Source organism: Paenibacillus sp. B1-35 (genome assembly GCF_050474385.1).
GTDB classification, from domain to species: domain Bacteria; phylum Bacillota; class Bacilli; order Paenibacillales; family Paenibacillaceae; genus Paenibacillus_B; species Paenibacillus_B alvei.
Map to the genome: position 1 here is coordinate 1095332 of NZ_JBCHVJ010000001.1, position 12272 is coordinate 1107603.

11 protein-coding genes are annotated in these 12272 nt (G+C 44.8%); all 11 read right to left on the bottom strand.

Annotated elements, in window-relative coordinates; all coding sequences use genetic code 11:
- Positions 1–10: 10 nt before the first annotated feature.
- Positions 11–2047: a GTPase SAR1 gene (locus ACQ5BJ_RS04535; RefSeq protein ID WP_430108809.1), complete on the bottom strand. Its 2037-nt coding sequence runs from the start codon at positions 2045–2047 to the stop codon at positions 11–13.
- A complete protein-coding gene (locus tag ACQ5BJ_RS04540; RefSeq protein WP_289355746.1) occupies positions 2037–3959 on the bottom strand; it encodes an ATPase, T2SS/T4P/T4SS family in 1923 nt (640 codons plus the stop codon). The genes ACQ5BJ_RS04535 and ACQ5BJ_RS04540 overlap by 11 nt, the downstream gene beginning before the upstream one ends.
- A 3-nt stretch (positions 3960–3962) precedes the next feature.
- On the bottom strand, positions 3963–4793 hold the full coding sequence (locus ACQ5BJ_RS04545) for a hypothetical protein (protein ID WP_268622890.1): 831 nt from the start codon (positions 4791–4793) through the stop codon (positions 3963–3965).
- Positions 4780–5514 (bottom strand): hypothetical protein, encoded by a 735-nt coding sequence (locus ACQ5BJ_RS04550; protein ID WP_430108812.1) that lies wholly within the window; start codon positions 5512–5514, stop codon positions 4780–4782. Before ACQ5BJ_RS04550 ends, ACQ5BJ_RS04545 begins: the two co-directional genes overlap by 14 nt.
- 55 nt (positions 5515–5569) lie before the next feature.
- Complete coding sequence (locus ACQ5BJ_RS04555) at positions 5570–6814, bottom strand: SAF domain-containing protein (protein ID WP_289355748.1); 1245 nt, start codon at positions 6812–6814, stop codon at positions 5570–5572.
- Entirely contained in the window at positions 6811–8337 is a 1527-nt protein-coding gene (locus ACQ5BJ_RS04560; RefSeq protein ID WP_268599480.1) for a serine/threonine protein kinase, read from the bottom strand. Before ACQ5BJ_RS04560 ends, ACQ5BJ_RS04555 begins: the two co-directional genes overlap by 4 nt.
- A 179-nt stretch (positions 8338–8516) precedes the next feature.
- Entirely contained in the window at positions 8517–9587 is a 1071-nt protein-coding gene (locus tag ACQ5BJ_RS04565; RefSeq protein WP_268599479.1) for an SAM-dependent methyltransferase, read from the bottom strand.
- An 89-nt stretch (positions 9588–9676) separates the two neighbouring features.
- Positions 9677–10036: a thioredoxin family protein gene (locus ACQ5BJ_RS04570; protein WP_197267967.1), complete on the bottom strand. Its 360-nt coding sequence runs from the start codon at positions 10034–10036 to the stop codon at positions 9677–9679.
- Positions 10033–10374 (bottom strand): cyclic-phosphate processing receiver domain-containing protein, encoded by a 342-nt coding sequence (locus ACQ5BJ_RS04575; protein WP_430108815.1) that lies wholly within the window; start codon positions 10372–10374, stop codon positions 10033–10035. The genes ACQ5BJ_RS04570 and ACQ5BJ_RS04575 overlap by 4 nt, the downstream gene beginning before the upstream one ends.
- 70 nt (positions 10375–10444) lie before the next feature.
- Entirely contained in the window at positions 10445–11365 is a 921-nt protein-coding gene (locus tag ACQ5BJ_RS04580) for a deoxyribonuclease IV (RefSeq protein WP_430108818.1), read from the bottom strand.
- Positions 11346–12242, bottom strand: a complete 897-nt coding sequence (locus tag ACQ5BJ_RS04585) for a DNA-formamidopyrimidine glycosylase family protein (protein ID WP_430108821.1) — start codon at positions 12240–12242, stop codon at positions 11346–11348. Before ACQ5BJ_RS04585 ends, ACQ5BJ_RS04580 begins: the two co-directional genes overlap by 20 nt.
- Positions 12243–12272: the final 30 nt, after the last annotated feature.

Genomic DNA, 12272 nt, shown 5'->3' on the forward strand with positions numbered 1-12272 from the left:
ACTCCTTTGTTTATAGGTTTCGAATTTGTTCAAAGGAAGAGCGCATTTGCTCCGCACTCATCCACACAAGCGGTATAACGAGATACAAAAAGATTAATGCGTATATCGGTGCGAACCCCAGCCATCTTCCCCATCCTGCTTTTGCCTCAATGCTTGCTTCGTAATGATGTCTAAGCATATCCTGCTCATAGCCCCAATCCTGCTCCGCATCATCAAATGCCTCAACAAGCGGAATATGATTATGGGCAAGCTCCAGCTTGTCAACAAGTCTTACAAAATCAGGATATGGCGCTTGAATGCGCAACTGCTTAAGCGCACGATCTGATCCGCTCTCCCAATTTAGCAAACATACTTGTAATGGTCGGCGGAACATAATCGTGCACCGACTCATCCATTCCATCATCATTTCGGCTGTCATGCGCTCAAAAGCTCGCAGCATCATGCAGAGCGATTGCATCTGGCTGATTTCTGTACGCATATCTAACTGCCTTATCCGTATACGAAGACGCAAAATGATAACAGTTGCATAAAAGGCACACCATCCAGCGATAAATGGGAGAGCAACTTCCCACCAAGCCACCTTCATCTCACGAAAATACATGGCAAGCGGGACAATTGATTTTGTTAATTGATCAACACGTTGGGGACTCCATTCAGGATATGTCTCCGTAAGAGTCGTTTTCAGATCAAGCTGAAGCCCCGAACTGCCTATATCTAATGAAACATTACTGATCCACTCTTTAACGAAATCCTCATGCAATCCTGCTTTTTGTGACGTGTCATCGATTTGATTCCACATCCATTGTGCAGAGCCGAAGTGAAGAGATAGAATTAGCATAAAGCATATAGTGCAAGTTACGATTGCATGTACAAAACGACGCCCAAAGTATTGTTCTAATGTCATTGATTCGTTTGCTTCGTGCAATAAGTGCTGTGCTCGCTTAATCTGGTCATTCGAACGACAGTTCACCCAATTAACGAGCATTCGTCTGATTGCTCGCCGATCCAGCAATCGTTTGCTCCATCCAATATGGTTGACTTGTTCATGTCCAGACACATGTCTCCAATGGAGCTGTTGCAATAAGCGATGACAAATGAGTACAGATAAAAACACAGTTAATTGAAGAAGCCAGCCAAGCTTCGAGTTATAAAACAGCTCCATCGCCGGGAAATAAGTTATAGCCCATCGCTCCAGAGGATCTGTAAATAAAATTGGAATAACAGCAATGGCTTTTAATCCCCCGAGCAAATAGTCAAGCCTTGTACGCATGACCAACTCTGTTTGCATTTCACGCACAATCATGGCAAGCCCCTTTAAATAAGAGGAGCCATCTCCCCCCTTCGGATCTCCATATTCTGCAACAAGCTTGGATAGGCCCCCAAACATTTTATAATACCGGTTAGGTGCTGCTTCCTCAAAGACAGACATGGCTGTATCGGTATCAGGATCCGCAATCATGTTCGCAACACGCTGTAAATGCGGTACAAGCATCGGATGCGCTCGATCAATGGTATCTTCAAGCGCGGCATCTACCATTTTGTATCGATGATACGCATGTCTCATATGCCCTATTGATAGGGAAGATAATCGTAGTAACTTGATTTCTGCACGAGTAATTACCACATCTCGATATAGACTTTCCGCCACACTAAGTACAACAATAAGCATGATCCATGACAAGATATTTTGATCAAAGGTGATAAATATCGATACAGCAACAAGAATCGCCAGTCCACTGCCGAGAAGTATGGAAACAGTACGCTCTCTTAACAGCCATTCATCATAACTGTATAAAGGTGCGAGCTGCTGCCGGAGAGATGTTGTCTTTTTCTTCAGTAAAGGAACTTTCAAACTGCAGCGGTATGCTTCACGCAGCACTCTCTTATAAAATTGGCAGAGACCAGCAATTCCGGTCGTGTGTGCCCGTGCACCAGTTTGACTCGCAACCACACGAGTCGGGCCCAGTTTTCGAGACAGCATCCACAATGTCCAAGCAACGAGAATTGCTCCAATTGCAATCCATATCAACAAGCTGCTAGCTGGCAACCGAATATCCTCCTTCCTGAGCAAGCCATTCTCGGAAGCGCAGTTTGTCCTCAGTTGTCATTTCTGCTTCCATGGCTTCCTTCTGATTTACGGAGATTGGATTTACGAGATAATATCGACCATGATGATACTCAATAATATTGCGATGCGTGAATGATCGAGTACGCATAATATACCGATGCATACGCTGTGTAGAATCAATATAACTATCCCATGTTATGTTTGGAATCAAAGGCTTCTCGTCATTCAAATCACTTTCGTCTGCATTGTTAATCGGTATACATTCCGTAATTCGTTCAATATATCGATTTCCTTCCGCATCCCGCGCTAGATGAACATCAAAGTGAATAACCTGGCATACCTGCTGCTCTGCAATGGATTCATTATGGAACATTCCTGTCTTAAGCAGCGAATTCCGCAGTGATAACACGAGATCAGGAAATGTCTTTGCATGGTGAGTAAAGACAGTAAATAAGCTCGCAACTTGTGACATCTGTATCATCCAGGCTGCAACCGGGTCTGTTGCCACTTCACCTAAAATATGTACGGTTCCGTCCGTCTTCTTTTGTACATCCAATCCAGCTTGTCCGGCTATCCGTTCTGTCTCCCGAAGTGTCAAAATATTTCTTCCTGGATAAATCTTGCGAAGGTTGAGCTCAAAGGCCTGTTCCTGTACTCGAAGCGGATAAAATGCATAAATCGATTGAATTAATGCCATTAACAATGTTGTTTTCCCTGATCCTTGTGCACCTGTAATTGCCGTTATTCTTGCCCCTCGCATTAGGAAATGCAGAAGTTTAATCGGAAGCTCGGCATTCTTATCTCGAATAAGCTGATCAAGTGATACGACCTGCGTATCAAACTTTCGTACGAAAAATGACCACGATTCAGCAAATGGCGGGCGCAACACAACGACACGCGAACCATCCTTCATATGATTAATCCGATATCCATCCGCTTCAGTAAGCGAACCAGGCGTTTGATATTTATAGATATTGTGGCATACTCGGCGCAATTCCGATTCTGTCCCGAAAGTGAGAAATGCTAACCTAATGGACTTCCCCTTATAAAAAATCCAAATACTATCACATGCACGCAGCATGACACCAACTGCAGGTTCACCTTCGTTCTTTGCAAATGAAGCTCGAGAGGGATTAGACCAGTAATCCCCTTTCGTCATTGCTTCATCGGGTATTCCACTAACACCACCTGATACACCATCAATTCGCATATCACGAATCTCATCAATGACAGAAAACCCCTTATAAAGCTGGTACAACCGCTGAGCGATAATGCGAATTCGATCCTCCCAGCTGAACTGAAGCCGTTCTAAGCGAAAGGACGTATCAATATCTTCTGACGTAATCACATCATGCAATTGATACTCGCCTTGAGCAGACAACATACGTTTCCGTTCATCCCAACCATATTTTTCGATTAGTCTACTCAAGGCATCCAAGCCATGCCGCTTCTTATAGACAAATAACAATAAATCAAATTTGTCTTGTGATGTTAACTGCTCTGGACGCTCGATTGGCAACAACTGATCTGCGTTGCTTTTTGTCAAGCGGATCTGCTCCCGAAGCATGTCAACAATCCATTCCTTAATGTACTCTTTATCAGCAATATCGCCGCTGCAGCATGAACGCAAAGATTTTCGAAGCGAAACACGACGTTTCATTTCACGTGAAAATTCCTCTTCTTCACGGTACATATCTAGCGGTAGATCACTCGTCCATGCTAGAAATGTATCTTTCACTGCTTGATGCAGTCCGTCCCACGTCCATTCAACCTCATTTCGATAGACAATCTGGCTTCGCCAATGTCGAAGCATACGCAAATAAACATACAATGCAACAAATAGAATGGCTCCAGCGAGAATAGAGAATAACACGTAACTCCATAATGACATCTCCTATCCCCCCGCCTTTCTGCTTCTTCCAGGATGATAACCAGACACTTCAAGGATATATCTGCATAATTTCTCATGCTCAGAGATGAATGGAGAACGTTTCCCCCGATCCTGACGGAGAGATTGACGCAGGTACCAATCTATCAGCATCCTATCGTCTGCTGCATTGCGGTAAGCGGATGAATAAGGCATTGCAAAAATGGGCTGATGAAGAAAATACATTCGTTTCACATTTAAGGGATTCAATCTAACATTTGTATCATACTGACCGATAACAAATGCATCTGCTCTTTTACTTATATTCTCCATTGCATTATGGATCTCTGACCGAACTTGTGATATCACAGCAATAGTACCATGCAGATGCATGTTCCCTGTGAGCTTCAAAGAAATAAAATCCTGCTCATTGATATCCCACAACACAAGATCATATCGCTTACTTACAAGCCTTTGTACATGAAGAATAAGATCAGCATTGAGCATGTCTTCCATTTCCCCCGATTCGTAACCAGGAAGAATGTCTAATCGGCTCATCACGCTCGTCATGTAAGTAGATATTGATTCTTCATCAACTTGATGATTTTTTAGCATGCGGACTAGAGCGCTCCATCCGTTCGGAGTCGTAAGACGACCTCCAATTCCCGCCTCACCAACAAGGTCAATAGAGGGTGGAAATAATCTTTCTACTCCCTCTCCCCTACCTTTGGCATGTATGAGCAGCACATTAATGCGAAATTGCCAGGCAAGGCTGATTGCCGTACAAGCAGCTACGGTTGATCCCCCAGCCATCCCCCTGCCTGTAGACGAAATCATCCAATGTTTACAAAGCGGCATGATTCATTCGTCCCTTCTTTGGCGTTTTCAAGCATTGCCTCCAGACTCGTTCTGCCAATTTCCCGGTGAAATGCTCGGTCAATAACCGCCAAGCACGTTTTGTAGCACGAGGATAAGCATATGTTTGCAGCTGTCCCTCATGAATGCCTGATATACGTGCCATCCAATTGCGTTCGTCTTCTTCAATGGCAATATATTCTCGAGACCACCGATGCTCAAAAATTGAAAAATACCATTCCATCATAAATTCATATTCATCTTCAGGCATAAATGAACGAAGAAGTACTGGGACAAATTCTAGCTCTTCCCCATCATATTGCTGCTGAAACGCTTGCAACCATTCCCTATTCTTTTGCAAGGAATAACGCTCCATCGTTTGCACAAGAAAACGTACATCTATCTGCTTCCACTGTTCAGCATTGCAAAACAGTGCACGATCCGTGTCAATAATAATATGCTCGTATGAATCCACACTACCGCCATGCCATTCAATCAGTTGGAGCATGTCGTCCCAGGATACAGCACCGGATAGAACATCATAGCCATTCCAGCTCATAATAGGAATGGGCGACTGAGTCAACAGCCCAATCTCCATTCCAATCCTTCTCGTTGTTGTAGCATCTACAATTAGAACCTTCTTTTCTAATCTCGTTAGGAACATCGCTAGCGCCACTACATGATCGCTCTTATCACAAGCGCCTACGAAAATACCTATCGTCATCTTCCTAACTCCTCCCGTACATTCATCTAATTATGTATGAAAACAATTCCCTTCATTACTGCTTCGTATTGCCTGGAATCGCCTCTGAGAATATGAAATTTACTTTATCAATTGGAGATTCCCCAACAGTTGCAACAGGATTCGCATCGTTCAGTGTATTTGCATCTTTTTCTTTGGAAGCATCCTTAGGAGAGTGGTTATCCTTCTTTGCAGTCTCCTGCACCTTTGAACTTTTACCATTTTGCGAATCAGAGTGTTGATTGGTTACGACTGAACCGCCTTGATTGCCGGCAGGTTGCAGTTCTTTGGAAGGCACGGAACTAGGCTGTCCCACAAATGGTGAATTTCGGTTTGCCTCAGCGGCTCTTCCTGTTAAAGGTGATTTCTCTGAATTAGAAATACCATCTGCTCCCACATGAACTGAAACGTAAGAAGCATCTGTATGGTTGGCTTGCGCATGGTTCCAACCATTACCTGAGCCGTTAGCTGCATCCTGTTGTTCCCATTCCTTCTCCATTCGTGTTCGGATTAATCGGGCTAATGCAGTATCTGCCTTTTTCACGATGTTCGGGTCAGACTCAATCAACTTCAAAACTAATTCATTTGCCGGATAATTCGGGATAGCTTTATTTTGCATTTGAGGCTCTATGTACCGCAAAGCATAAATCTGCCCTCCGTTCAAATAGGCATCTACACATGCACTTGAGAATAATAGCCTTTCTTGTTCGTCCAAATGAGCCCAAATAGTTGGATACTGAATACTTTTAATTTCTTTTTTGCTGAGTACGATATAGTCTTGACCATTTGGAAACCGGATTCGCACATCAATCATGTCTCGTTCTTGTAGACGCAATGGGAGCTGGATAACCGCTGTCTCCACCCAACGCACATCGTCAGTCATCTTCTCATCTTCATACAACATCGTTGGAATCACTGGTGTTCGAGGCACGGCATCTATCTTTAATATCTTTCCGATGATTTGATCTGGATGATTCAACAGTTGCTTCGGAGCAAGATTTGACGATATTTCAATTCTCGCAATGTCATCTGATCGAATGCGCTTGCCGGCAAGAAGCGACTGCTTGAATATCCAGACGCTTGTGCGATTTTGCAATTCTGCATCTGCAATTTTCCGCAGCTTGGTAATTTCGTCTTTATACTGAGCAGTTTCCTTGAGTTGTTCAGCTTCATTTTGCCCCATGGCCCAAAAATGATAGCCTCCTATAAGTATTCCAACCAACGTTGCTCCACCTACCGACGCTGCAATTAGCTGCTTCGTCTTTCTTGTCCATCTTCTCAACTTCGTACATCTCCTCTCTCTGCTTTATTTCTGCTTATCCATCGCCGCAAGCGAGAGACAAGCCCTCCTTGTTGTATCGGACCGATTAATTGTTCTACCCAGCGCTTCGTATCCTCCGTACATTCGAACGGATCCGACTGAATCGGAATAGATGAGGTTGCTTTCGCTCCTCTCCACTTCCTGGTTCTAGTTTTTATTGAAAAATCCGATTGGAGAACACCCAATACCCAACGATTGAACCTTCTTAGCTCAAACTCTCTGACGAGTTCTATATAATCTTTCTCTCTCCAGGGGGCTAAACTTCCTACAAGCACAGGGATATGTGCCCTCATGAATTCGTCCATACGTTCACCCTGATCATCACAACCAAGGTCTAAGACGATATATTCATAGATACCTAGCAAAGATGGAAGAGGGCTCGTACCAAACTTCCACTCCATACAGTCAATCCCAAATAACTTAAACAAATCATCGCTTGCTAAATACAACTCTTCTTCCCCTTCATAGGCGTAAGCTAATGAAGGTATCACGGAGTCTTCCTTATAATTGGCGTCGATATATAAGGTACTTCTACTCTTCTTGGCAAGTACGGCAGCACACATCAGTGCTGAATGCGTAGTTCCAAGTCCTGATGCAGCTCCCCAAAAGGCGATAACTGTCCCTGCGTTCGCCTGATGCCATGAACTTCTCTCATCTAGACCAGCACCATATGTATTCGAATGGCCTGTAAATAAATTCCTTAAGTCCTCAATCAACTCATCAGCAGATTGATAACGCTCCTCTGGCAGCTTCGCAAGCAGTCGTGTAAGTATCCCAAACATGTTCTCCGGTACGTCCTTTGCAAGCATCGAAGCCGTTAACGGCCGTTCCCCCTTCCATGCACCACCAGTAAGCATATGGCTAACGAGCGCGCCAACCCCATATAGATCTGTTCTCGCATCTGTCTGTTGTCCCCGATACTGCTCTGGAGCTGCAAATCCAACTGTCCCCAGCTTCACAGTATCTTGTTCCGATAGTGGATTTACATTTCTCGCTATACCAAAATCAATGAGCTTCACTTGCCCATCCTTCGCCAGCATAATATTAGATGGCTTTACATCGCGGAACACCACCGGTGGATTCTGTTGATGCAAATAGGAAAGTGCCTCACATACCGGGAGAACGATACGTATCGATTCTTCAAAACTTAGCGGCTTTATTCGCAACCGATCTGCTATCGTATGCCCTTCGATATACTCCATTACCAGGTAAGCTCTACCGCTTGTATCTGGTGGATAAAAATCAACGATTAGCGGCAAGTGAGGATGACGAAGCGTGGTTAGTATCGATGCCTCATGAACGAGCTGTCGCACGTCCTGAGCTGCGGGTCTCGACTCCTTAATCGCCCACTGCTTACCGATTAAACGCTCATCATTGGCTAAATATACAACGCTCATTCCTCCTGTTCCGAGTAAACGAACGATACGATATCTGTCGTACAACAAATATCCAGCCTGCAAATGGGCCGTAATGGATTGCGCCATAAAATCCCCCCAGGCGACAAAAAAAGCACCCTGATTGACGAACCTACCGGTTCGTATCAATCAGGGTGCTTCCCTTCGCTCGTATTCATTTGTTGTTATTTTATGCCATATCCATGCAGTTGTCTAGTCTTTTTTAGAACTATGCTGGACTTTGCCATACTTCACTGTCCGAGTATAAGCTACATCTTCATCATGTACAGGGTGATTTCGTCACGATTATGGAACAATTGCTTTGCACGAATAATATGAAGATGCTCCATAAACATCTCCTTCACTTCACGTATCGTCTGCAGCGGCTTCTTATGCATCAACTTTACCGTAACAATAACAGTACCGCCTTGCACAACCGAATCCAACAAGCCAATCACAAGTTGAGCAGTAACCTTAGGGCTCCAGCTCATATCGCACACGAGCAAATCAAATTCGCCAGGTTCCAGCGCAACATCCCCAGCATTGCTCTTATAATATGTTAAATTCGGGTGTTCAATCAAGCTAGGATGCATTGCTGCCGGATCAACAGCAGTAACCTGAATGCCCCGTTCCAGCAAAAGGCTCGTCCAACCGCCTGGTGCAGCACCAATATCAAGCGCATTACGGTACGCCGCAAAGTCCAGCCCAAAGGTACGTTCTGCTTCCAAAAGCTTAAACTTAGCACGGGACACTTGTCCCTCCTCACGCCGGAAACGTATTGTACCGCCAGGCCAATCCGAACCAGCCTGCTCCGGAGTCATGAGCCCTGCATATACAGCCCCATCATGAATGAACAAAGCTACAATGCGCTCTGGATCCTGGATCGCGACAGATGCGCCCTTGCGTTCAACTGCAGATCGCAGCGCATCACGAAGTTCTTTATCCAAGGATTCGCCCGCCGTACTGGATCGCACATGAACCCCTACACGAAGATTTGTGATTGAGCCATCTACAGATTTCATCAATTGGTCGAGCAAACAGTCTAATGTATGTTCTTGATCGCTTTGCAGCGCCTGAACATCAACGGCAAGATCAACTGGCTGTAAATATCGGATAAATATCGCCGGTTCTGACTCCATCACGTGGAATACTTCACTTCGATCTACTGGCAATTCCATCAAAGCAATTTCACCGGAGACGAGCATACGACTCTTCAACTGGCCAAATCTTCTTCGCCATTCTTCCTGCGCATATGCGATATAGCCGTGGTTGGATGTAACAATCCAGTGTGATCCTTGTTCGTAATTTGTGTCTATTTGTATCGGATGTAATAATTCCAAGCAGTGCAACCTCCAAATGCTGAATCAAGCGGGCTTACTTCAGCTGTTTCCATTTCATTTTGTTAACTATAGAGCATTCATATACGTCATTAACTATCTATTTTCCCACTCTTCAGACGCTCATAAAGGAATGATACAGAATGAAAAGCATATATTTTGTCCACGATGCCTGTATCACTACGATTATCCCATACCAACAGGCAAGGGACACTTTCAATTTGCAGAGTACTCACCCATAAAGGAATAGAGCCAACATTGACAGCCGCAATTTCCAAATTTGGGTTCGTCGCTTCCACAATTTCAAGCATTCGAGAGGCTAACTGGCATGTTCCACAAAATGGACTATGTATAAATACCGCATCCCATTGCTTAAAAAACAGCTCTACAGCAGACAAACTCACAGATTGCGCCTGTGCTGCCTTCAACTGCTTGTCTGGGATCAATATCATATCATATTTTCTCGTATCTGCGTCAGCAATGAATCTGGCATCGGCCCATTGCTAAGCTGAACATGCTCAGGCTTATTCGCGAAAAGCATCTCGAACATTCGCTGTCTGCCAAGTACGCTCGACGTATGCAAATAGATCGCTGTCTGCGGATAAAGACCGCGCAAGACTATCTCTCGAACAAGGTCTGTTCCCGTTTTCTCGTCGGCTCCCAAGTCATGATCCAAGGACAGGATTCCTACTTGCTCATGCTCCAATAGAAGTAGACACTCCTCCGCATTGCGAGCTAGCACAAAGCCTTCTGGACAGCGACGGTAATCATCCAAAAATACATGTATCATCTTTCATCACTTCCTTACATTACTCTGATGTCTGTTCAAGTGTAAGGTGCATTATGCTCAAACCACAATTTTATCCATTCGGCTGCAAAATGTTTTGAATAAACATCCATTCTTGTCCATGCCCCCCTGACGGGTCACCAGGCGTTTCCAGCACGAACATGCAGTGTTCCAGCTCCTTCGATCTAAGCAACTCTGCAATGCCATCTGCCCCAATATACCCCTGTCCAAGATTCGCATGACGATCCTGTTTGGAGCCATAGGTCTCCCGAGAATCATTCAGATGGACAGCTTGAACATGATTCCAATAGTCGTGACAACTTCCAGCCTCGAGCATCTCATTGGTAGCAGAAGGATTCCATAGCCCACTTGCATAAGCATGACAGGTATCAAAGCAGAAGCCGATTTTATCGGGATAATTACTTAATCGTCGGATGCTTACTAGCTCTTCAAATGTTGCTCCTAACCCGCCATGATTACCTGCCTGATTTTCAAGCAGCAGCTTGGCACGACCATTCCACACAGAAAGGACGGTGTTTAACGTGACAATTATATTTTCGTAGCTGTGCAGCTTCTCTGTATCAGTGGCAGGTGTACCTGCCCCTCCCTTATATGAACCAAAATGAACCACAATTCCAACTGATCCGCATGCTTCCGCAATCATTAGATCGTTGAGCAGCGATTGAACTGTTAGTTGAAATTTCTCAGGTGAGCGAGCTGCATCTACAGCTAAATTCGTTGGATACGGCGTATGGGCAATAGATTCGATGCCGTGCTGCTGACAAATATCACGTGCAGCTTGTGCATCTGTCTCATATCCACTCTTTACCGATAAGCCCCTCGGATTTTTACTGAAATACTGATAGCTGCGAACACCCACCGCATGCTGCAGTTGTATAGCCAATTGCGCTGCGTGCGCATATCCTCCCCGTAATGGCAAATGACAACCGTATGCACGCGCAGCGTGGCTATTTTTATTCGTTTTCGTGGCCATCTGCCGTAGGATCTATCTGACATTTCGGACAGAAGTTTGAAGGGCGACGTTGTATCAACGTGACTTCAATCGGCGTGCCGCATTTCGGACAAGGCTCTCCCGTCTTGCCATGAATGGAGATGTCCATTGCTTCCCCTGCATAGGACTTCTCATGTAGTTTAGAAGATATTTGTAAATCCATATCATTTTCATGTTCAATTGCATGATGCAATACATCAAGCATTGCAAAGAATACCCGATTCCAATGCTCTTCTTTCAGCTTTTCCGTGCGTACTGTAGGAAGAATTCCTGCAGCAAAAACAATATCATCCGCTAAGTGGTTTCCAATACCAGCGATAATGTTCGGATTGGTAAGTGCAGACTTCAAAGTGGTGCGGCGCTTTGCGAATCGCTGACTGAAACGCTCTGGTGTCAAATGGCGAGATAGTGGATCTGGGCCCAACTCAAGCTGCATATCCTCTACCTGCTTCGCTGTTAACCACATGATATGACAGTTACGCGCCCCGAAAATTGCCATCGCTGCATGATCAGTGATGACGGCAAACTGTGAGTGGGACACATCATGCACTTGATCCGCTTCTGCAGAAGAATGGCCCACTACTCCATGAGCAACTGCCTGTAACGTAGAAACGATCTCTAGACGACTCCCAGCTCCAATCTGAAGAACAAGTCGTCGGCCATCATCAAGATGCCAAATCAAATCCGTCCCTTTGCGTTCAATAAATAAAATTTGTCTTCCCACTAATCCATTGGTCAAGCTATGGAGATCCGTATTCAGCCAAGACTCACGTTGTACACGCAGGCTGCGAATGCGTTCTCCGGTAACCAGCTGATCTAGCTGTTTGCGGTATCGTTCCATAACTGGAATTTCCGGCATCTCGCATCTTCCTTCCTAATTTCACATTAC